This window comes from Bradyrhizobium macuxiense (assembly GCF_001542415.1).
GTDB classification, from domain to species: domain Bacteria; phylum Pseudomonadota; class Alphaproteobacteria; order Rhizobiales; family Xanthobacteraceae; genus Bradyrhizobium; species Bradyrhizobium macuxiense.
This window is the reverse complement of the sequence record NZ_LNCU01000039.1, coordinates 333,002-355,424: the sequence shown is the minus strand read 5'-3', so window position 1 is coordinate 355,424 and position 22,423 is coordinate 333,002. Positions and strand designations below refer to the sequence as shown.

Annotated in this window: 12 protein-coding genes and 2 pseudogenes; 9 read left to right on the top strand and 5 right to left on the bottom strand. The window is 58.4% G+C overall.

Features of this window, described 5'->3' with window-relative positions; all coding sequences use genetic code 11:
• The first annotated feature begins 12 nt into the window (after nt 1-12).
• Together AS156_RS42000 and AS156_RS12530 are read left to right on the top strand one after the other, a co-directional pair.
• Entirely contained in the window at nt 13-906 is an 894-nt protein-coding gene (locus tag AS156_RS42000; protein ID WP_136626179.1) for a hypothetical protein, read from the top strand.
• Nucleotides 903-1,610: a hypothetical protein gene (locus AS156_RS12530; RefSeq protein WP_066504063.1), complete on the top strand. Its 708-nt coding sequence runs from the start codon at nt 903-905 to the stop codon at nt 1,608-1,610. Before AS156_RS42000 ends, AS156_RS12530 begins: the two co-directional genes overlap by 4 nt.
• A 682-nt stretch (nt 1,611-2,292) precedes the next feature.
• Here AS156_RS12530 and AS156_RS12525 read toward each other — a convergent pair.
• Both AS156_RS12525 and AS156_RS12520 read right to left on the bottom strand, forming a co-directional pair.
• On the bottom strand, nt 2,293-3,693 hold the full coding sequence (locus AS156_RS12525) for an aminotransferase (RefSeq protein WP_066504058.1): 1,401 nt from the start codon (nt 3,691-3,693) through the stop codon (nt 2,293-2,295).
• 10 nt (nt 3,694-3,703) lie between these two features.
• The gene (locus AS156_RS12520) at nt 3,704-5,182 is read right to left on the bottom strand and encodes an NAD-dependent succinate-semialdehyde dehydrogenase (protein WP_066504156.1); all 1,479 of its coding nucleotides are present in this window, start codon (nt 5,180-5,182) and stop codon (nt 3,704-3,706) included.
• A gap of 192 nt (nt 5,183-5,374) precedes the next feature.
• Between AS156_RS12520 and AS156_RS12515 the strand changes: the two genes are divergently transcribed.
• The 3 genes from AS156_RS12515 to AS156_RS12510 all read left to right on the top strand — a co-directional run bounded on the left by AS156_RS12515 (nt 5,375) and on the right by AS156_RS12510 (nt 9,010).
• Nucleotides 5,375-5,848, top strand: a complete 474-nt coding sequence (locus AS156_RS12515; RefSeq protein WP_066504057.1) for an Lrp/AsnC family transcriptional regulator — start codon at nt 5,375-5,377, stop codon at nt 5,846-5,848.
• Between the two features lie 760 nt (nt 5,849-6,608).
• A complete protein-coding gene (locus AS156_RS41990; protein ID WP_160331088.1) occupies nt 6,609-6,920 on the top strand; it encodes a hypothetical protein in 312 nt (103 codons plus the stop codon).
• 872 nt (nt 6,921-7,792) lie between these two features.
• Nucleotides 7,793-9,010 (top strand): MFS transporter, encoded by a 1,218-nt coding sequence (locus tag AS156_RS12510; protein WP_136626177.1) that lies wholly within the window; start codon nt 7,793-7,795, stop codon nt 9,008-9,010.
• A 20-nt stretch (nt 9,011-9,030) separates the two neighbouring features.
• Here AS156_RS12510 and AS156_RS12505 read toward each other — a convergent pair whose 3' ends face one another.
• Complete coding sequence (locus AS156_RS12505; RefSeq protein WP_136626176.1) at nt 9,031-9,489, bottom strand: hypothetical protein; 459 nt, start codon at nt 9,487-9,489, stop codon at nt 9,031-9,033.
• A 114-nt stretch (nt 9,490-9,603) separates the two neighbouring features.
• Here AS156_RS12505 and AS156_RS12500 point away from each other — a divergent pair, with 114 nt between their 5' ends.
• The 4 genes from AS156_RS12500 to AS156_RS12485 all read left to right on the top strand — a co-directional run bounded on the left by AS156_RS12500 (nt 9,604) and on the right by AS156_RS12485 (nt 14,496).
• Nucleotides 9,604-10,467: a MurR/RpiR family transcriptional regulator gene (locus AS156_RS12500; protein ID WP_066504054.1), complete on the top strand. Its 864-nt coding sequence runs from the start codon at nt 9,604-9,606 to the stop codon at nt 10,465-10,467.
• On the top strand, nt 10,464-11,774 hold the full coding sequence (locus AS156_RS12495; protein ID WP_066504053.1) for a type I glutamate--ammonia ligase: 1,311 nt from the start codon (nt 10,464-10,466) through the stop codon (nt 11,772-11,774). Before AS156_RS12500 ends, AS156_RS12495 begins: the two co-directional genes overlap by 4 nt.
• 326 nt (nt 11,775-12,100) lie before the next feature.
• Nucleotides 12,101-12,532, top strand: coding sequence for a hypothetical protein (locus tag AS156_RS12490; protein WP_066504051.1), 432 nt, complete (start codon nt 12,101-12,103; stop codon nt 12,530-12,532).
• A complete protein-coding gene (locus AS156_RS12485; RefSeq protein ID WP_066504049.1) occupies nt 12,529-14,496 on the top strand; it encodes a hypothetical protein in 1,968 nt (655 codons plus the stop codon). Before AS156_RS12490 ends, AS156_RS12485 begins: the two co-directional genes overlap by 4 nt.
• 1,927 nt (nt 14,497-16,423) lie before the next feature.
• Here AS156_RS12485 and AS156_RS44295 read toward each other — a convergent pair.
• Together AS156_RS44295 and AS156_RS12470 are read right to left on the bottom strand one after the other, a co-directional pair.
• Nucleotides 16,424-16,643, bottom strand: a pseudogene (locus AS156_RS44295) (NYN domain-containing protein); the annotation flags it as partial.
• Between the two features lie 718 nt (nt 16,644-17,361).
• Nucleotides 17,362-22,401: pseudogene (locus tag AS156_RS12470) on the bottom strand (shikimate kinase).
• Between the last annotated feature and the right edge of the window lie 22 nt (nt 22,402-22,423).

Below are 22,423 nucleotides of genomic sequence, written 5' to 3'. Positions count from 1 at the left end.
AATGGAGGCTCTATGATCGGGTCAAGGCTTATTTTTGCTCTGTCGGCTTGTATTCTTGGACTGCCTGCCCAAGTTCACGCGCAATCGGTTGACGCTGATCAGCTTTGTCCGCGATTGCAAACATCAGGTCTTTATTATGCCTACATAGGTTCCGACGGACAGGTCGTCGCGCGCCTCGTAGGAAGCGGCAAACTGCACTATGCGGTCAACAGCAGGTTCATTTACTCGCCGCCAGGGCCCCCGCCCGGGGACGGTGACGAGGGCGTATGGCACATTCGGACGCAGACTACTGCAGCCGCCGCGCCTCGTGCAAACAAGGTTTATGTCTACCGGCCCTCAATCGTCTCGCGCTGCTCTGGCGGAAACCAGTTGCTCTCATTTAATCGCGATGACCGTTTCGTTGAACTCAACAGATACATCGACTATCACGCCGCGGATAGAAGCCGCGAGCAGGAACGTCCGCTGCACGATTATTTCCACTTCAAAATGCAGAATCCGGAAACCCGCGATTGTGCTAGAGGCATCCGAACGGACGATGCCAGCCTACTGGGGCACTATGTCTTCCAGACAGTAAGAAGAGAGGATACGCCGACGGACTATGAGGTCGCGAGCACCATCGTGCCTCCAGCAAGTGCCGCTCCGAAGCCAGAACTCACCAGCCGGTACCAGGGACTTTCGTCGGAATTTGCGTACCGTGAGACATCTGGAATGGCTTGCGTCAGCTTTAGTCCACCTCTGCCTACAGGACCGGTCCGGGCACAGGGCTGGTTCTCCGACGCCGAGTCCAATGCCATCGAAGCTGCCACGGTTTGGAAGCCGAGAACCACATCGGTTGTTCTGAAGAGACTTCGTGGCCGCAGGGTTGTTGAGTTGATTAACCAGGTTATCAACTGGGATGGACAATGAGTCCTGTCGCGACGATCTCCAGAGGATATGCCGAACTGCTCTCGTGGTCGCATTTCCCGGTCAACCTGCTGGTGGCCGATTACGGGCTTCGCCGGTGGGTGCCCAAGTTGATTTGGTTGGTCATTCCGCTTGAATATTACGTGATCACACGTTTCTCTGGCGGCGTGTCGACCGAAAGTTACCTGTCCGCGGTGATCTTTTCCGTGATCTGTGTATTGAGTTTTCTTCTGGCCGGCTTCGTTCTGGCGGGGATAATGCCGGTCAGAGCTGATTTGCAGAGTCGCCGTCGAGGGGCCGTTGCTGCGTTACTGATTGTTTGGGGTACCTCTCTGCTCTTGATAGCCTTGTCTTATTGGCTGACGCATTTGTTCTATGGGTATCCCAAGGATATTCTGGCAGACTTGATTTTTGACGTGTGGCCCTCCGGCCATTCGCCCCATAAGCCCAGTTTTCAGAATTTCATCTCGCACTTGGGATATGCGGCTCTCGCCGCCATTATTGACTCGTTGGTCATTCGCGGGATTTCGAAGCTCCGCCTGTCCGGCGGCTCTGCATCCGAGACGGCAGAAGAGCCTCCGGCGATCGAATGGATCTATGAACCCAATCTGGCTTTCATTGCGGTTGTGGTCGCTCTGCTGATGATGCTTCTCCACGCCACGACAATAGCAGAATTCACTGGCGTTCTGAAGGGTTGGGGCGCGTAGTCGAGCCTTCCAGCGACTTGTAACGGAGAGACACTAACGCAACTCTGCACGATCGTCGTGAAGATGCTGGGTTGGGACCTGCTTTCGCCGGACGCGACACAAAAACCTGTACATGAACAGGTTCAATGTTCATCTCGCGATCTGTGCGGTGACACGCTGCGTCGCCAGCATTCGCTTCTCGCCGGCGGAGAACAAGAAGACGGATCGCGCTCCTGCGCCTGTCTGTCAGCGACAAGGCACCGTGCGCGCGAGCGGCCAACTCCAAGTCTGATTGGCCGATGACAGCCCGTCCGGGCAGCGTGCGCTCCCGACACCGGCTGTGCGGTGGACTGCAACGAAGTTCCGCAGTTTTGGAGCGATCTCCGGGACTAGTCAGGCGGCCTTCCGCAGATCGCAGCCATGGCGATCGCGTGTTCGAAACGATTGACCGCGGCCTGCTCCCACATCTTTCGACATCATCAAAGAGACGGCCAACTACGATCCTGCCGCGTATGCGATTCTCTTCTTTGAGAATCCCCGGTTTCGCTTTTCGCTCCCTTTCTTCAGGCGAGCTTTACTCCACGGGTGAAGAATGTCCTGGCGTCGGCAGCGGCAGCACCTCCGGTGTGCGACCATTCTCCAGCGTTCACCGAAACGCTCCGCGAGAACTCCCAACGACCTACCGCGGCGTTGGAATCAGCCTTCAGGCAAGCGCCGACTCCTTCGAGAGCTCATCGAGCACCTGCTTTGTCGCTCCGTGCGCGAGTTCGACGATTTCATCGATCTCGGCTTCAGAGACAACAAGGGGTGGGGCGAAACCAAGAATATCTCCGTGCGGCATCGCGCGGGCAATAAGCCCTCGATCACGGGCGGCTTTCGAGATCCGGGCACCGACCTTGAGCTTGGGATCAAAGCGCCGTTTCGTCTGGCGGTCTGCAACGAACTCGATTGCGCCGAGCAAGCCTACGCCTCGCACTTCGCCTACGATCTCGAGCTGCGCGAACCGCTCCTTGAGCCTATTCTGGAAATGCGAGCCGACGGTCCTGGCGCGGTCGCTTAGTCGTTCCCTTTCGACGATATCAAGAACCGCGTTGGCAGCTGCGGCCGCAATCGGGTGTCCGGAATAGGTGTATCCATGCGAAAATGCTCCCACTCGATCCGCAGCTTCCTCCATGACCGCGTAAACCTTTTCACCAACGATGGCTGCCGAAAGCGGCACGTAGCCGGAGGTCAGACCTTTGGCGACGGTCACGAGGTCAGGCTCGATCTCGTAGAGCGTGCTGCCGAAGTCCGCCCCGGTTCGTCCGAATCCACAAATCACCTCATCGGCGATCAGAAGCACGTCGTAGCGCCGGAGCACCGCCTGAATTTCGCGCCAGTAGTCCGTCGGCGGCGGCGTGATACCGCCCGTCCCCAACACCGGTTCAGCGATGAAGGCGCCGACTGTGTCGGGCTCCTCCCGCAGGATCAGCTCTTCGAGCTCGGCAGCACGCCGGCGGGAAAAGGCCTCCTCCGTCTCACCTGGTTCAGCGCCCCAATAATGGTGCGGTGCGCCGGTGTGCACGATGCCTGGGAAGGGAAGATCCATATGGTCGTGGTAGAACGACATGCCGGTCATCGAGCCAGAAACGACCGAACAGCCGTGATAGCCGCGATCACGCGAGATGATCTTTTTCTTCTTCGGCTGGCCACGAAGGTTATTGTAGTACCAGACGAGCTTGGCCTGGGTTTCATTGGCGTCCGATCCGGACAAGCCGAAGAACACTTTGCTTGGCTTACCCGGTGCCATTCGCACGAGACGATCAGACAGCCTTGCCAGCTCTTCCGTCGTGTGAGCCGCATATGTGTGGTAGTAGGCCAGTTTGTAAGCCTGCCGCGCGATGGCCTCAGCTACCTCGGTCCGTCCGTACCCGATGTTGACGCAGTAGAGGCCGGCAAAGGCATCGATATAGCTGCGCCCCTCAGCATCCTGGATGCGAATGCCCTGGCCGCCTGTGACGATCGTAGGATCACCGCTGTTTCCCGTAGCGTATTTCTTGAGCTGAGTGAATGGATGCAGGACACTCGAGCGATCTCGTTCAGCGATGGCTTTTATGTCAATCATTTCAGTTCTCCTAGGCTACCAAATCGCCGAAGCAGACGTATTTGAGTTCCATGTATTCCGCCAAGCCGTGTCGCGAGCCCTCGCGGCCGAGGCCTGACTGCTTCCACCCCCCAAATGGAATCGGAGGCCCCGTAAATGAGGCCGTATTGATACCGAGCATGCCGCACTCGATCTGCTCAGAAAGCCGGAGCGCTCGACGTAGATTGTCCGTATAGATGTACCCAGCCAGCCCCATCTCGTTGGCATTGGCTCGAGCGATGACCTCTTCCTCAGACTCGAACGAAAGTACGGCAGCTACCGGCCCAAACGTTTCCTCACGCGCAATGAGCATGTCTTCAGTGACATCGCTCAGAAGCGTTGGCGCAACGAAGTTCGGACCTAAACTTGAGCCTTGATGAGTACAAACAATGCGGGCGCCCTTTTTCAGTGCATCATCGATCTGAGCTCTGCACTTGTTGGCGACCGACAATTTGGTCATCGGTCCGACGTCTGTTGCAGTTTCGAGACCATGCCCGACCTTCAGTTGAGCCATCGCCGGAACAAAAGCCTCGACGAAGGCCCTGTACATGCCTGCTTGAACATAGATGCGGTTAGCGGCAAGGCAGTCCTGGCCTGACGTCGCAAACTTTGCGGCCATCGCGCCCTTGACGGCCTTCTCAAGATCAGCATCATCAAAGATGATGAAAGGGGCATGCCCCCCCAGCTCCAGCGAGATCTTCTTGATCGTGTCGGCGGCGCCCTCAAGGAGGAGACGACCGACCTCGGTAGAACCAGTGAATGAAAGGGCGCGTATCCTTGTATCGCGCAGCAGCGGCGTCGAAAGTTCGATCGGGTGACCAACCAACACTTGGAACACGCCGCGCGGGACGCCGGCCTCTTGGGCCAGCCTGGCCACCGCAAGAGCTGACAGCGGCGCCTCAGGTGCAGGCTTCACGATGATCGGGCAACCGGCCGCAAGGGCGGCCCCCGCTTTTCGCGTGATCATCGCGACAGGAAAATTCCACGGAGTAATCGCCGCAGTCACACCGATCGGCTGCATTCGCACCTGAAGCAGACTTCCGAGCTTATGGCTGGGTATTGTCTCTCCGTATGCGCGCTCCCCTTCTGCGGCGAACCAATCGAGAAATCCAGCGCCATATGCAATTTCCTGGCGTGCCTCTTGGAGTGGCTTGCCCTGCTCGCTCGTCACCAGAACCGCGAGTTCTTCCGAATGATCAAGCATCAATGACGCCCAGGACCTGAGGATCGCCCCACGCCTTGCTGGCAACAGTCTTCGCCAGGCAGCAAACGATTGATCAGCTGCCGCGATCGCAAGACTCATATCCGAAGGAGAGCAACGAGCCACATCGGCGATTTCCTCCCCGGTCGCGGGATCGACCACCACGTCTCGTTGGGCGCTCGCAACCCAGTGTCCGTCGATCAGCGCATCTCCCGCCAAAAAATCACGACGGCGCAGGTTCTGCAGGTGGCTGGCCGCAAGACCAAGCAGACGAGGGCTTCTGTGCCGGATAGTTTCAAGGGCCATTCGAAGGTCCGAAGCGGTCATTTTGTTGAAATTTCCTGTGCATTCAGGATACTGGTGTCGCACAAGACATTTGCATCGCATTTCCTGCCGCTCGGATGATTTCCTGCATCACGCAGGCATTTTGCGGCGAAATCCACCTGTAGGCTGGAGACGACCATGCAGTACGATCGGATAGACGCCAAAATCCTCGAGATCGTGCAAAAGAACAATCGTTTGACATCCGAGGTGATCGGCGAAATGGCGGGCCTTTCCGCGACCGCCTGTCAACGACGGCTGAAGAGGCTCCGTTCAGAAGGCATCATCGAGGCCGATGTCTCGATTGTTTCTGCGAAGGCCGTGGGAAGGCCTATTCAGATGCTCGTGCTGGTAAATCTGGAGCGGGAGCGTTCAGATATCATCGACAGATTCAAAAAGGCGATCAAGTCGTCCGTTGACGTCGTCAATGGCTTCTACGTCACCGGTGATGCAGATTTTGTCTTGTATGTTACCGCGCGGACCATGGAAGAATATGAGCAGTTCACCCGGCGATTTTTCTATGAGAACCCGGACATAAAGGGCTTCAAAACCATGGTCATAATGGACCGCGTAAAGGCGGGCTTTGCTGTTCCAATTGAGGCACCAGAGGATTGATGTGGCGGTCCCGTCCCGCTGATCGATCAGTTGAGTGCTCTTCATCGCCTGGTCGTGCTGCCCCCGGGACAAACCGCAGATCATTTGGCCGTAAGCGACAAGTCATATTGCTTCGACCAGTCCTTTGAGCCGCTGAGAGCAATGACCATCCGGTTTCCACCTCCAGCTTCGCGACATGCCAGTCGGCGTGGATAGCGCGAGGGATGCTCAGCTGGTCGCCATTCAAGGACGACCTTCCGTCGTTTCGTCTGCCTGCGGGAACCGACAGGCAGTCGGTGATCGGCTTCCAGCCGATCTTCTTTCCGTTTTCGACATCCCCCGCTCTTCGGCGTGGATCACAGTCAGGCTCAGAGCGGGATAGCGCTTCCGCTTTCCGGTCGGCGATAGGACGCGTATCTTGCGATACCGATCTCAAGACGGCCGGAATCGCTGTGCTGCCTCTGACTTCAATATGATGGAGCCGTTCGGCAGCGACCTGATCCATTTCGCCGGCGATGGTGTGATCGCCGTCTCCAGCCCGGCGGGCAACGCAGGGCTTGGTCCGGAAATGAGATCCGATCTCCCGCGCGACGCAGAAAGTTCGCAGATGTCACTCTTGCGATCACCGATATGAATGCATCGTCTCGGATGGTCCAAGGTTTCCTTCATTGCTGGAGATTTTCCAACCAGGCACTTTTCCTTTTCTCAATGGGAAGCCGAGTCGGATTGATCTTCTTTTTGAGCGCTGCCGTTCCCCTGAATTTCCTTCCGGGTCCAGTACTTGACAGCCGCCCCTCCGCTGTTCGGCATCGAGATGTCGTTGATCGCGGAAGAAGATTACATTCGCCTTTTGGCCGCGACGCGCTGGGTGCGCGTGTCACATCCCAGCGTTCCGCCCCTGAATTGCGCATGGTTGGGCGCAGTGTGTACCGTCAATGCCAACAGCGCGATTGTCGGGTTCAAGACCAATGTTCAAGATTTGACGCACACACCCGATGCGAGGCGACAAGAGAACCGCCAATTTTCAAGCGGCACGCTGTTTGCTTCATTCATACCGCCGCGCCGATGTACCAGTTGCATGGCGCTTGGCTGAAAACCGAGAAGCCGCAGTGGAGGATTTGACGTGATCTTGAGTTCGTCCTTGCGGAACCCACAATGATTGCGCCCATCGCAAGCTGCGAGGTCAATTCGGCGGGCTTTGGCCCAGCAGTGAAGCCGCCGACCGTTCTGTGGGTTAGAGAATATATTGGCGCGCAGGCCGGCGGTGGTTACGACGGGAGGTTATTCAGTGTTCCTTCGCCAATGTAGCGACGTCGTCGCCCCCCGTTCCTGGCAGGTGACTTTTGCTCGACAAGATGATGTCGTGCGCGGTGCGCATCTTTTGGGTACGACCTGATCCGAAGTAGCACTGCCACTCGCGCCCGGCCCCTTGGCAACCGACGCTCCGATCCAGCCCAGCCCCCTGCCGCCGATTTGACCTAGCTCGGAAGCCTCGATCGAAAGGACTAGCGTGCAGGTGTTTTCCTTATCAGCGCCGGCCCGGCGGACTTCATTGTTTGTGGTGGTTCGCCCTCGGCGCCGGCGCCGAACAGCAATGTTGCGGCCAATTGCGCCTGCACGGAAGCGCGTCGGGCACCGCAACCTCCAAACACTCGGCCCTGACCGCGGCTGAGGGGACAACGTTGCCCGCTCCTGAGCCGAGCAATCGAGAAAGCGCAGCGGTGATATCGCGTCAGGACCTAGGGGTGGCAAGACCGGCTTCTTTCTGCGCGCAAACGGACGACGTTGCAAGGTGACCTCGAGCAGACGATTGAAACGGACAAGCAGCTTCCGGCTTCATCGCCTGCTCGACATTCTCAGGAGTTGCAGAACCTGCGCTGAGGCGCTGCTGCCCTAGAACGATCCGCCGCCTGTTCAAACCGAGCTATCGAGGCACATGTGAAACTGCTCTTAAGGAAGAGACTGATGGGAAGCCGTTACATGCCGCATATCGGGATGGTTGCGTTGGCCAGTCAGCAGTATCTGGCGATCGCGTTCATCTATTCGGCCATTCCAGTGGTCCTTCGGGCCAACGGCGCCAGCCTGCAACTGGTTGGCTTGTATGGCATGGCGCTCTTTGCCTTCACCGTTAACTTTCTTTGGGCCCCTGTCGTGGATCGATGGAGCCTCAATCGTCTCGGGCTGAGGCGGTCATGGATCCTGATGACTCAAGTCGGCACTGCCACTGTGCTGACAGTAATGGCATTTTTGAACCCAAGAACCGATTTCGTACCGATTTTTCTTGTTTCTCTTGCCCTTGCGGCCATTGCCGCCACGCAACGGATCGCAACGTTGGGCTACATAGCGGAAGTTCTCGATTCCGGCGAGCGTCCGTTGGGGGCCACACTGCTGGGCTGGGGTCGGGTCATCGGCCACGTGATCGGTGGCGCGGTCTGCCTCCAACTGATCGGAATTTTCGGCTGGCGTCCAGCTTTGCTGGGTCTGGCGCTGCTGCTGGCCGCTTTCGCTGCATGGGTGTTTGGGATTCCTGAACCGCTCGTCCGCAAGGACCGACGGCGCCAGCCCGAGCGCCTGTCTATTCTCACAATCTTGCGCAACAATGGCCTGTGGTCGACGGCCGCAACGATCGCGCCCGGCGTTATCGGGATTGCTGTGGCGTTTGCAATGATGCAGTTGCGGCTCGTTGACCTCGGCTTTGCCGCGGCAGAGATCGGGTGGATCGGAGCGTTGTCGGACGCATTAACGTATACCATCGTTGCGCCACTGACCGGCGCGATCCTGAAGCGAATGGCGCCGCACCGAGGCGTGATCTGGGGCTGTGCAGTCCTGGCTATCAGTTTTGGAGCGCTTGCAATTGTCGACCGCTATGTCGACGTTCGCGTGAGCGCCGTCGTAAGCGTTGGGATCGTGTTCGTGGCACTCGCAGTCCAGCATGTTACATTCACGAACTGGTTTCTCGGGCTTGCCCGGCCGGGCAAGGCTGGGACAGATGTCACGTTCCTGACTTCGGTGATGGCGGCGTCTGCATTGGTGGGCTTCGCGGTGAGTGGATTTATTGGGGCGAGATTAGGCTACGGCGTCACGCTACTACTGCCGGGCCTCGGCTATGCTCTCTCAGCCTTGCTCGCTGCGACATTCCTGCGCTCCGCCGATCTGACAGCGCAGCGCGTCGCGGCGGACTAATGATCGGGTGCACAGCAAGGCTAGGCCGACTTATCGCTGCACATCAACATTTCATCTCGCTTCTCAGCCTGGTACGGCATGCTGGGCACGGCTGTTGGAATCGGACCGCGCGCCGTCACAAGGACTAACTGAAGCAACGATGCTCTCGATGCGCGCTTCCAGTCACCACTGGTTACGCCAAGGTCTTGGCGCGCGTCGTAAAGAGGACGACTGGCTTGGTATCCGCACCCGGCCAATTCCGCTTCCTCATCTAGATCAGCGCCCCTGGGCAGGATCAGCCTACGGCAGAGCGGTGCGGCTGCGCTGAAAATGTTCGGAACAGTCGGACCATCGAGCACATCAGCTGAAACGAGGATGCCCGTCGTTGGCTCTTCGTGACAAATTGCGCTAGCCGCGAGACGTCGGTGCGGAGCAAAGGCGTTGCAAATGCGCGGCGACATCACCGGATCCCGCAGCTTGCCTTCGGCATCAGCAATCAACAAAACTTATCAATCAGAGTCAACTATATTTTTTCGTTTGACTAATTTTTTTCATAATCGATAGTACTCGAGGATGGATATCCCATTCTTCCTTGATCAGCATTTGAAGTCATCATGACCGTGCGCGAAACGATAAGGCGTGAAAGCGCCAACCTAACCGCCAGCGAGCGCAAGATTTCTAATGCCGTGCTTGCGGATTATCCTTTCGGCGCGCTCCAAACCATCCAGGAATTGGCCGAGCGTACAGGCGTCAGTGCGCCCTCGATCACGCGCTTTGTCACCAAGATCGGCTTTGCCGGCTATCAGGAGTTCCAGCGCCAGTTGATAGCAGAATTGCGGGAAAGCCGACGCTCGCCGCTGGAGCTCAAGGCCACTGAAAAGCTCGGCAGCCGTCGTGCATTTCTGGCCGACTATGCGCGGCGGGCCTCCGAACGAATACATGAGATGAGCGCCAGCGTTCCGCAGGAACAATTCGATCGGATCTTGGGGCTCATCGCGGATCCCGCCCGAGCCGTGTTCGTGCTCGGCGGCCGCGTCAGTGACAGCATCGCTCGTTTCCTCTCGGTGCACCTCAAGCAGATTCGACCGAAGGTCTATCATCTTCCACCCAATCCGGAGCACTGGCCGGACCAGCTGCTGGCGATCCGCAGGCAAGATGTTCTAGTGCTGTTCGACTTTCGCCGCTACCAGCCCGACCTGCAGACGCTCGCCGATATCGTCGCAAGGGAATGCCGACCGTCAATTGTGTTGATCACCGACAAGTGGATGTCGCCAATCGCCCGTCACAGCGACCATGTTATTGCCCTGCCGATCGAAATTGAAACAGCGTGGGACACGCTGGTCTGCGCACTCACGCTCGTCGAAGCCTTGATCGTCAAAGTATCGGAATCAAACTGGTCCACGACCAAAAAACGGCTCGAGGCCTGGGACCGGCTTCGCCTGGTGCCACCGGGTCAGCCTTCGGAGGAAAAACAATGATCGCTGAGGAAATGCTCATTGCATGCTGTACGGATCTTGCCGGCAAGGTTCGTGGCAAGGCGTTTCCTGCTACGCAACTCGACAAGCGGACCAAGCGGGGCATCGGCTGGACGCCAACCAACGCTCAGATCACGTGTTTCGACACCATTGCCGAAAGCCCGTTTGGTTCGCTTGGTGACCTCGTCCTCATTCCCGATGAAACTGCAAGGGTCCGCGTACAATTAAGCGACGATTTGCCGGCAGAGCATTTCGCGCTCGGTGATATCCGCCACACTGATGGGCGACCGTGGGAATTCTGTACCCGGTCGATCCTCAGGAGTGCTCTCGACCGCTTCAATCGGGTCACCGGCCTGACGCTGCTGGGGGCTTTCGAACACGAGTTCCAATTCCGCAATGACGCGGGTCGCATTGGGGAGGCGTATAGCGTTAACGGCTTCCGTATCGAGCGACGCCTGGCTGAGACACTCGTAGCAGCCATGCGCGCGGCGGGCCTGGAGCCGGACACGTTCATGAAGGAGTTCGGTTCTGGCCAGTATGAAGTCACGATGGGGCCGTCGCGCGGGATCGCCATAGCGGATCAGTCTACAATCCTACGCGAACTGGTGCACCTGGTTGCGAACGCTTTTGGGAAAGAGGTTACGTTCACCCCGATCCGGGACCCAGCCGGCGTCGGCAACGGCGTTCACATTCATCTCAGCTTCCTCAATAGCGACACGCCGGCAACCTGGGATCCGAACGGCAAACATGAACTTTCCAAAACCGCTGGCCAATTCGTCGGTGGTATCCTCAAGTACCTCCCCGCGATCGTCGCGATCACAGCGCCGAGCGTCATATCCTACCTGCGACTCACACCGCATCGCTGGAGCGCGGCCTTCAATAATCTTGGCTTCCGCGACCGCGAAGCTTCAGTACGCATCTGCCCCGTTTCTGATTTGAGCGATATTTCCAAAGCAGCTCAGTTCAATTTTGAATTCCGCGCTGCCGACGCGACGGCGAGCCCGCACTTGCAACTCGCCGCTATCGTACACGCCGGGGTCCAGGGCATCGAAGAGGAGCTGGCGACACCGGACGCAACCACCGAGGACCTCTCTCTTCTTGATACATCTGCTCTGGCCGAGCGTGGATACTGCCGCCTGCCGACATCGCTGCCCGAAGCTCTTGATCGCTTGCTGGCGAATTCCACGGTAAGCGGCTGGTTTCCCGCCGGCTTCACCGAGACATACGCAAAGCACAAGAAGGGAGAGATGGCATTCCTCGAGGGGAAACCTCAACTGGAAATCTGCAGCTTGTATGAGCAGGTTTACTGAGGGAGGAAACTTCAACTTTCGCTCCGATCGACGATCGGGCTACTGCTTCGGAGCACAAACTCGTCCCATCAGCCGTCTGGACAGGAATGCCCTAACGCATCCCTTGCGTACTTTTTGCCTCCTCGCTCAAAAATCAGTTGCCTAGAAGACGTGGGGTTCGGGTCCCTCTACTCCACGCCCTTTTTTGGCAAGCCTGCTCGAGGCTTCTTTCGAAGCCACACTCTGCCCTCTTATAGGGCAAATCTCGCCTTCACCACCGTTGGTTTCAGCGACCATGTTGTCTATATAGGCAAGCACAACCATTGCTAGTGGCGAGATCAACCCCTATGTGGAAGTCTAGACTGGTCCTTGGCGTCGTCGCGCTGACTTGCGTGACGCTCGCCGTTGTCAGCGCACTGCTGTCGCTATTTGACATAATCACTCAGATCACGAAACCACTGAACGAAGTGCCGCCTACGGAGTTCCGCATTTGGATCATCTTATCCGTTGCCATAGGGATCATCTCGAAATCGCTTTTCGACTTTTTCTCCTCCACCAACTCCGACGACTTCTACAAGCTGTCAGCCAACTCGATCTTTTTCAATTCTCTGAAATCCGCCATTCTGGCCAGTATAGCCAGCCCGATCGTTGTCTTGTCCGTCATTCAGCTCTTGCGCGACGTGAACGACGTCTATTTGACCTGCTTGGTCGGCTTCCAAAACGGGTTCTTTTTCCAGACGGTATTATCTATTCCTAAAAAAGGGCGTGCGGCGAAATGAACTGGGTCGGTTACGCCCTCGTCATTGTCAGCCTTGTTACATGCTTGCATCCTTGGAGTGCCATTGGCTCAGGCGCCCTCGCCGGGGATATCGCTTCGTCAGACGTCATCGATCACAGGTTCTCTTTTTTCAAAGCTGATTTTGAATACATGCTCTCCGACCAGTCCGGATCGAAAGCGACGATCGGATTAAACGAGCCTTGCGATAAAACGATGCAGCTATGCATCTTTTTTGTTGACGTACGAAAAGCGCTGACGAGTTCGGCACTGCGAAGATACCAACGCACGTTCGAAACGTCCTACCATAACATGCTCGCCGTCGGTCCCAATACGATCATCATCGACAGCGGGTTCGCCGAGATGCTTCTCTATTGCCTGCACGTCGACGGGGAGGCGTACACGCACTTCCTATTCGATGTCTACCACGAACGAGAGCAATCAATTAACAGTCACTCTGCGCGCCGATACCATCAAAGCTCGAGTGACGTTCTTTCCAAATCGCAGCACGACAAAATTCTCAATGACCTTGAGAATTACCACACGTTCTCGATATTCAGAAAGTTGCAGGAAATTGAGTACCGGCTCGTATTCGATCTTATCATCGACCCAGTGGACGACATTGAAACCCTTGCCGCAAAAAGACGAACTGACGGCAATCTGGCTCCGCTAGCAGCGGTATTTCTTTGGCCACTTGCGCACGAGTCCGAACACATCAACCAGTTCAGAAATGCCACGATCCTCGAGCGGCTTTCTCGCGTTCTATTCTCATCTGGAGGCGATCGAACTGCAGAAGAGTCTGCCGATCTACACGCGGAAGTTGCCGTAAGAGCCTATCTTCAACGGATAAAGCTTTCACAATCGAGCGAAAACCACTCTGCACTTTGGGGGTTGGATACATCCTTGGTATCCCCACTCCAGTTTGGTGAACTCGCTGTTGCGTCATCCCTGTCGACTTGGCGCATCATCGGACTTCGCCAAGCCCTGCATCACATCCGCGGACTACCCTTCCGCGATCTGCTGTTTGAACTGGAGCGCAGGCCATGTGAAGCGTATACGAATCACATTCGTACGTCAGGGCAATCCATTCCAGATCGTCGGAGAAGCTTGTACGAAACAAATCTCGACGACCTCATTCGGGCTCGAATCCGTCCGGACTTCCTTATAACTGAGCAGGAAGAAAAGGTTCTCCGCGCCCGCGTGCAGGATGATTTCGTACCCTTGTCTCACCCCTTCAACTACAGCCGCGTTGAAGCGCTACTGGAAGGATTCTCCAACAGCGAACATGGCGCAGCGTCATTTTCTGCATCTAAAGCGCAACTCGAAAAGGGGCTTCTTGCTCGCTTGTTCTCGGATTCGCAACCGACAGAGCCGGACAGCAACTTTTTGCCCAGCCATGTCCGGCTTTCAGAGATTGAGGCAAAACTGGCGCTGTTTCCTCAACTTTCGATATCCACAAGGGTTGCCGGACACTGTGTGAGCGCTTCATGCAAAATCATCGAAGTCCGGCAGCAGAACGAGCGGTTTGCGGTTATCGAAGCCGCCATGGATACCAAGGGCACGCTTGTCTATTTGAACTATCATCAAAGGTTCTTTGCCGCACTATCGAAGAATCCTGGCGAGTACAGATCGTCAACAGAGTATTTTCTTCTGGAAGAACTCCTAGACGCCTTGATACCGCAGCGTTCCAACATCGTGGTCAACGCTACGGCCGGAGAGTTTGTCCCGAGGGCGCAACGGCTGTATAGCGAGCATGAGACGCACTACGAGGCAAAGGCCGTGATTGAAGAAGTTGTCGCGCAATCACGCCTTTGCGAATGGGGGAATGTATCGTTCGCGATGCAAACGCCAAACGGGCGTGATAGTCACCTGCTCCTAACGAGCAGCATCGATTCCCCCTTCTTCGGGGTACGGTTCACCACTCCAGTGCAAGCGCTTGACGCGCGTACCAGCAGCGGCTCCCGATAGCACCTCTTGACTGCGAAGATCACCACGTTCGATCGCACGAACTGCTGCGAGATCGGGCGAGTGCCGTTATCGCTTTTGCTCCGCGCACGTCGCATCATATGGCACGGATCAACAGCCGCGACCGATCCTCGCGCCTGCGCCATAGGCAGGAGAGCGTACCGCTCACATGAGCGCCGGCCGACAGTCATTCTCGATGTAACCAAGGCGTCGCGCGGCAGCGCCAAGGGCCTTCTGTCCGGAAGCCTCCCTTTTAGCCGTCACGAATCTGCCAATACGTCGCAAACGCGACAATCGCCGGCAAGATTCTAAGTAATTTTCGCCACCATATTTGGCCCAACTCATGCACCTAAGTGGTACAGCACAATGCAACATCATCGGGAGCGCTGCAGCCTTGAGGCTTGTCCCTGGCACCAGTTCTACATTCGGTCCCCTCATCGATGCGTCCCTTCCTCGCATGTGTCCTCTTCCTGCGACCACAGATCCCCCGCAGCGAACACTCTCGCGCTGAGCCAGCATCGCCGACGTTCACCGTCGACAATAGAACGACTGCGGTTCAAAGAACCTGGAGTCATGGCAACTCCTACAGACGCGCATCCGGATCATCATCATCAGCGATGGCCCTCCTTCAGGATAGTCAGTGGATCCCAAAGTCAACCCAATCGACGTGGACTTCATTCCCGCTCAAGGCCGCGCCGACTACCATCGGCGGTCGTTACTTAGGCTATGGCGCAGAGCGATCAGACATCCTGCCACGCGCCATCAATTCCCAGTCGGGCGCAAACAACCGACGTTGGCCGACATCAAGTCGGCTTGGGCAACGGTGGGCATAAGGGACATTTACGATCACTCTGAGCATCTGCATTCATCTCCGCCCTCTGAAGCCGGTCGATCATGTCCCGGCTCAGACATGATCCTTTGCATAGGAAGAGCGAGGAAGCCGCGGACCCTCATCGGAACGCATGAGGAGTTGCTGTACAACGCATGCTTCGACGGAAAAGCGTACTGTCTTTCAGGCATCGCCAGTGATGACAGGGTACTCGTACTGGGAGGGAGCGGGACCTATTACGCCGAATATTGCAGCTTCTATGCCTTGTCACGAACGGCATGCACCGTCATCCCCATCGGGGATTACAAGAGAGGGCGGGAGAATGCGGACATCATGCGAGAGTTGCGGGCAACCGCAATCCTTGGACCTCTGAGTGCTCTCCTTCCACTCCTGTCCTACTTGGAACTTGGCGATCTGACTTACGCTGGGATTAGGCGCATTATTAAAGGCGCAGAGCCCTTGTCACGGCAGCTTCGATCGAGACTCGCGCAGCGATTCGGAAAAGATTTGTCCTTTCACTCTGTATTTCAGACGCCGGACCACGGTGCGGTAGGCTTCCAATGCTCCTCATGCGGCCCTGGCGAGTACCACCTTCATGAAGGCCTTATCTACGCGGAGCTCAGTTCAAGGAACGATGAGCGCGCGACAGAACTCGTCATTTCCAACCTGTACCGTTCCCGCATGCCCGTTGTCCGACTTCGGACCGGCCATTACGCGGAATGGGTCGATCCAGAAGGAACGTGTTTATGCGGGCTAACCTCCAGGAAAATACGAATTCTGGAAGAATTAAGCGACTTTTGAGAAACTCAAGGTGGCGGTCATCCATCGTAGCCTGGGCCCGGCGCACTCGATTTGGGTCAACTGCCGACAGGCTGTCTTGATCAGTATCGATCTTGGCCCAGCTCAGGGGCAAAAATCGTCGCCATAGAGCGCATCGCAACCGCACGCGTCGCCTGGCGGGTCCTGTTCATCACCGTGAGCGCCTACTGCCGGGAGCCGCAGCTTGGGAAGCTGCCGTTCTACCATTGAACTACGCCCGCGAAATCAACGACTTACTTGTAACCGAGAACTGTAGTTTGCTCGTTTTTTTGCTCGACACTAGCCGTTATAGCCGAGCCAATCGAGGAGCGGCCGGACCGCCGAATATTCCTCATCCTCGATGATCGGCGTGTAATAGAACGCCCGCAGCAGTGTGCCGCGGCGCTGAAATTCCCCTAGCAGGCGCTTTGTAGTCGACCTCGAAGCCGAGCACTCTAGCCGTTGCGTGGAGGTTGGGGCCATCGATGAAGAGCGCGATCTTGTCGAAGGTGACATGCTTCAATCCACGCTCTTCATCTGTCGTCTCCGATGATTCTTCATGGCTGGTTGCCCTTGCCGTATGCCTGATGTTGGGTTTCGCATAATGGCTGGGTCGCTAACGGATTCCGCTTGACTGTGCTCGCCACTCATTCGCAATGAGCAGCTTGTGCTCTAGCCATCCAAGAAATCCGATCGTCGAAGACACGAAGTTTCGATCTTCCCGGCAGGAGTCCCGATCATCTGCGGTATGACCAACTCCTCGTCGATGCAGGCTGCCAAACATTCAGCTTGAAGTGTGATTGCCTCCGATACGCTGACGATGCTGCTTCCCCCGGCGACCACCAGAGCCGGGCATCTCAAGTGTCGCACCAATCGCGAGCGAGGCTCCGAACATGAGGCCAAGCAGTGCTCTCAACTTCACGAATATCCTCCAAACAGTTTCAGCCCAAACGCTCAAACTGAGCTGTCTCAAAAAAGAACTGAAGAGGTGAGGCAGAACGCCTGGCGATTTTGCTAGCTCGCCGGCGCTTCTGAAATTGCGGCCCCCCGACGTGACCGAGCCTCCATCAAACGCCGCTACCACCGCCGGCCTTCGACCGCTTCAAATCCAAAAATATCCGGGATACACTCTGTCTGCATCGGGGCTCTCCTCGAATCAGAAGAAGTCGTTCTCGCAAAACAATTTTCTCTGATTCGGAGCCCCGATGCGCTTAAACTCCGTGAGATATGCTGGCTAAAGCTTATCGTCCTCGACTTGAGCGTTCTCTGCTTCTCGTGGAAGACGCTAAATCCGCTCGTGCGTTACTGTCGGCCAGCAAAGGCTGCTGGTCGGCGATGAGGGTGTCGAGGTGCGGCGGCCGTTCCGCTTCACTCAATGGTGCCGCCGGCGCCCGGATGGTTTCCACGACGCCGCCCCCGCAATCGTAGCCGTTGTGATGATCATCGTGCATGCGCTACGCTATTGGGAACATGCTGATGGCGGTGCCGGAAGCACCGGAGACATGTGATATCTCGGCAGCGGGCAGAGCGGCTTCTCCGTCGCTGCACAGGAAAGCGTAGAGTTCCTTTACGCAAATGCGGGCGTCCTTCTTTTCTTTCTGAAAGGGCGGGACGATGGGCAACCTGATATCGGCCTTTTGGTAGAACGGACTGCGCTCTTCGTGCAGCTGGTCAACCTTCTGCTCGATGTCGACGCCTTGCAGCAGCGGCCGGCTGGTGTCCCCTTTCAGGCGCCTGCGGAGCTCTTTCAGCTCGGTGTCGAGCCAGATCGACGTCGCCTTATTGAGGATCAGGGCTTGATTGGACTCCTTGCTAAAGCAGCCGCCGCCGGTTGCGATGACGATGGGCCCTCTCTCCAGCTGCTTGGTGAGCTCTTTGGTCTCCAGGTCCCTGAAGTGTGCCTCGCCCCGGCCAGGGTCAGCGAACATCTCCATCAGATTACCGTGCTCGGCGACGATACGCTTATCCATGTCGACAAACTCCACCCCCAACTCCTTGGCAAGCTGGGCGCCGATGCGCGACTTGCCGCTCGCCGGCATGCCGACGAGCACGACCGGCCGCGTACCGAGGGCCGCGAGGATCTCGCCGGCTTGCGGCGAGCGAGCGACGGCAATCTGTTGTCTTGCGACGGTGGTCGACCTGTGGGTCACTGCCGCCCTCGACCTGCTTTCTCCTGACGGGCCCCAGGGCAATATGTCCCAGGCGCCACAGGGAACGGGGACCAGCTCGCCTTCGCTCTGCGCGAGCTCGGCCCGGTAACTGGCCGGCGTATGGAACTCGATCTCGAAGCGATAGTTCTGCGCGGTTCTGAACGTCGTGTGAACGCCACGTAACCTCGGCGTGTCCATCCTGATGAACCAGTTGGTGGTCTCGACCTCGCTGCAGTCCCGCTCCTCGAAGGCCAGTGCCGCCTTCCTGAAGGCGCGCGTAAAAGCCTCGTCCGGGATCTCGAAGACATGGCGCACGGCATTGGTGACCACTTGGGCCTCCGGCGCTGCACTCACGCTCTGGCCGGTCAACTCGTCGGCTATCCAGACCTGCCCGAGCGACCGTTGGTCAAGACGCGGCACCTTCACCTCGATGCCGTCCTGCTGCAAAAGCTCGGCAACCGCATGCACAGTTTCGGTGATCGCGCTTTCTTGCGTGGCGCGCTCCAGGGCCTGTTCGCTGCTCAGCGTTATCCTGCTGGCGGGGTCGTCGTCGGCCGAGATTGCTAAGGCGCTGGGCAGGATGCGCTTTTCGACGGCGAGTCTGATCGAGGCCTCCATGACCGAGGCTGCCAGCGTGGGGTTGTCCTTCAGATCCGCCAGGCTGCCATCGACGTCAAATCGGCCCTGGTGGAGCTTTGCCGCCTGCCCCTTGACATAGGACGCCGGCTTGAAGGCCGGCCTCCGCTCCAAGAGCCGCTGCAATTCGTTGGCTTTTTGCGTGAACACCCGCGTACCGGTATCGGACTTGTAGGCGTCCGTGCCGACCTTGATGCCGACGCTCAACAGATTGATGGCGCTTTCACGCAGATCGTCCGGGTTGTAGCCGTCGGGCCGCGGATCGATGCGCGGCTGGTAGTGGTTGAGCAGGAAGTCGATGCGCGTCCTGGCGTCAGCGGCTGCCGGATAGGATTCGCTGAGTTTCGGGAAGAGCGCGCCGGCGTCGGCGCTGACGGCAGGCTTCGCGCCGGTTGAGGCCACGGATCGCGCTAACTGCTGCTTGACGTCCGACTGCTCATGAGCCGGCTTGCTATTGAGCTGCAGGTTCCAGTCCTGGAGCTCGGCCACTAGCAAGGCGGCCAGTTCGCAGGCCACCGGATGCCTGGCGACCTTGCTGTCTTCCACCGCGCTGGCGATGAGCTCATGGAGGGTCTGGCCATCCGGCCGATCTTCCTGCAACAGTGCGCGGATGTCGGCCTTGAGCTCAGGATGAATGCCCTCGTAGGTGCCGAAGATGGCACGCTCGGCAAACCAGCGTTGCGCGTCCAGCGGCTGCGCCAGCATGTTGCGCTGCAGGCAGCTGTAGGTCTCCAGCACCAGCCCGGAGGCCGACAGGATCTGCTTGGACCGGCTGAACTGGTAGCCGCCTTTCTCAATGGCCGGCGTGTGCGACTTCGGCGGCTTCAGCGAGGCGATGCCGCGCGCCTGCAGCTGCGCGTCGAACTGGCTCACATGCTCGTAAAGGCGAGGTCGGTCGCCGATGATGATGACGGCGTCCCCGTCAAAATCGCCGTCGAGCTTTTTTTGTTCAGCGCTCGGAACCGCAACCAAAGAGCCGGGCGCGAACACCTCCGTCGCCTGCAGGATGCCGACGCACTCGAGCGCGGTGTCGGCCTTGACCCGTTGCTTTGCCTCCAGCCAGCGCGAATGGCACTTTACGTCCTCGGCAGACATCACCACCCCGCGCTCGGCGAAGTCCGCCGGCCACATTTCGTCGGGCACAACGATCAAGATGCCTTTGGCAAAGAAGGTCGGATCGTCGGCGGCAAGCCCGGCCCCCGACCTGTGCGCGACGTTGAAGCTGTATTGGAAGGCCACGCACCGATCCAGGAACGCCGCGGTCCGATCGCCATCGCCCGCCGACCTGACCCGGTCGGCGGCGAACGGGCGCAGGTTGGGCTTGTCATAGGGGGAGCGTCCTACAAGCACGCCCGCGTCACGGGTCAAGGTCTTGCTCTTGCCCGTCGGCACATGCAGGTATTCGTCGCTGGACGGCACGGCGATAGCGCCCGAACCCTCGATATGCCCGCCCGTGACCGTCCGGAACAGCTCCTCGGCGGTGAGGCTTTGATGGGTTTCGAGCCAAGCCAGAGCCTTCTCGCGGGTCTCCTGTGCCACCTCGACGCTGCGTGGATAATGTTGCAGCGCCGAGGGCGGTACCGCCGATTGCCTTTTATCGGCAAAGGCCGGCATCCGCTCGGGAGCGTCGTGGCGAGTTCGGGCAATGGCCGGCATGCGCTCGGCCAGTGAGGCCCTGATGAAGCCGCAGCCGTCATGCGGCCGCAAGGCGATCTCGCCGTCTCGCCCCTCGATCCGGAAGGGATGCACTGCGCCTGCGGGGCGGTCGGGCAGAAGGGACAGCTTGAAGCACCCTTCCAGCGCATAATCATGCGGACCAACGTCGGGGATGCTCGGCGGCGAGGCAAATCCGCGGCGCTGGGTATAGTAATAGGCTTCCTTGAACGGCGCCCAGGCCCGCGACAGCTGCTCAAAGGCCGTCCCCGGAGCCGTCTCGGCATAGGGGATCGCCAAAAGCTTGCCGCTTGGGACCTCTTCGGCCGCGAAGGGCAGCTGAGAGGCAAGCTGGTTCAGGCTCTTTTCCGGCGGCCTCAGTTTGCTGCCGCCGAACAGGTCCATGCGGTAGGGCACGCCCTCCACGGTGAGCGTGCGTGTGAGCATGGCGCCAGTCGGAGTTCCCTTTAGCTGCACCGCCACCACCTTCACCGCGCCCGAGGTTAAGCGGTGGAAAATGGAATAGCGCAACTCGGCTTCGCTGCCCAGCGGCCGGCCTTGCATGTCAACCACCGGCAGCCGCGTCAGTCCGGCATCGCCTTGCGGCGGTCTCGGCTCGTGGTCCATGGCCTGAAGGACCCGATGGACATCGAAGCTGGCGGCTGCATGCTGGGCCTGGATCATCGATGCGTTCTGCGCCATGAAGGTGTCGAGCGCTTCGAGTGGCTCCTTCGCCTCGATCTCGGCGATCACGTTCCAGCTCTTGTAGGAAAGGTCGGCGTAGATGAGGGCGCGGGCACTGTCCAGGATCTGCCTGGTCTTGCCGTGCAGCTCTTGCTGCCTGGCCTGCAAGGCGAGCTCGTCGCCGTCGACATAGGGCCGCCGGTAGAGCGTCTCCAGCACCGCCCGGCTCTTGAGCACCTGATAGATCGAAAGCGCCGGGAAGCGGCTTGCATTGGCGCCGCTGGTGCGCTCGGCCTGGCCTGACTTGAGATAGGCATCGATCTTGCGTTCCACCACCGGCTGGATGGCGTTGAGCAGGTTCAGCGCCGACCTGCGGTGCCAGCGCAACACCGGCTTCGGGCTGCGAGCCAGTGGCAGCAGGGAGGCGCAAAGATTGCCCATCGTCTCGAGATTGTTGTCGCGCTTAAACTCGGGCGCGGCACGTAACACCTCGAGCCTGTCCAGCCCCGGCTGTGCCAGCGCACCGAGATCGTCCAACAACTGCGCCTTGCCGAACGCCTTGAATATACTCGCGATGGCATGGACATCGGCCCGCTGCAGCCGATCCTCGGCATATTGGAGGTAGTGCGCCAGCCGATGCAGCCGGTCCTTTAGCAAGGCCGGTTCGGCGACCTCGCCGGCGGTCTCTCCCTCCTCGATACTCCGCGACAGACCGTTGGCGACCCTGACTAGCGCAGGCGTGCTGAAAGTGGCGAAGCGACGGCCCTTGGAACCGAGCTCGCCGGCGATGGCAACGATCGCCTTGCGTGCTTTTTCTTCTTCCGGCCACTTGCCGAAACCGTTCACCAGATTGGCCAATTCTTGATCCGAGAATCCGTCGAGATTGCCGGCGCGGGCAGCCACCGCGCCGGCGATGGCAAGCGTCGCTTCACGCGTCTTCTGCTGGTCCGGCCATCTGCTGAAGCCGTACACCAAATCGGCCAACTCTGGATCCGAAAATCCGTCGAGATTGCCGCCGCGGGCAACCACCGCGCCGGCGACGGCAAGCGTCGCTTCGCGCGTCTTCTGCTGGTCCGACATTGCGTCGGAGATACGGTACGGGCCTCCTTCGCTATCAGGACGCCCTGCTTGTCCGACCAACTCTCCGCGATCCAGCAAAACGCATCTCAGGGTCTCGGCA

What these genes read in the sequence shown, in the direction of transcription:
- AS156_RS42000 (WP_136626179.1), top strand. Translation starts at nt 13, where the DNA reads ATGATCGGGTCAAGGCTTATTTTTGCTCTGTCGGCTTGTATTCTTGGA.
- AS156_RS12530 (WP_066504063.1), top strand. Translation starts at nt 903, where the DNA reads ATGAGTCCTGTCGCGACGATCTCCAGAGGATATGCCGAACTGCTCTCG.
- AS156_RS12525 (WP_066504058.1), bottom strand. Translation starts at nt 3,693, where the DNA reads ATGATTGACATAAAAGCCATCGCTGAACGAGATCGCTCGAGTGTCCTG.
- AS156_RS12515 (WP_066504057.1), top strand. Translation starts at nt 5,375, where the DNA reads ATGCAGTACGATCGGATAGACGCCAAAATCCTCGAGATCGTGCAAAAG.
- AS156_RS12510 (WP_136626177.1), top strand. Translation starts at nt 7,793, where the DNA reads ATGGGAAGCCGTTACATGCCGCATATCGGGATGGTTGCGTTGGCCAGT.
- AS156_RS12500 (WP_066504054.1), top strand. Translation starts at nt 9,604, where the DNA reads ATGACCGTGCGCGAAACGATAAGGCGTGAAAGCGCCAACCTAACCGCC.
- AS156_RS12495 (WP_066504053.1), top strand. Translation starts at nt 10,464, where the DNA reads ATGATCGCTGAGGAAATGCTCATTGCATGCTGTACGGATCTTGCCGGC.
- AS156_RS12490 (WP_066504051.1), top strand. Translation starts at nt 12,101, where the DNA reads ATGTGGAAGTCTAGACTGGTCCTTGGCGTCGTCGCGCTGACTTGCGTG.
- AS156_RS12485 (WP_066504049.1), top strand. Translation starts at nt 12,529, where the DNA reads ATGAACTGGGTCGGTTACGCCCTCGTCATTGTCAGCCTTGTTACATGC.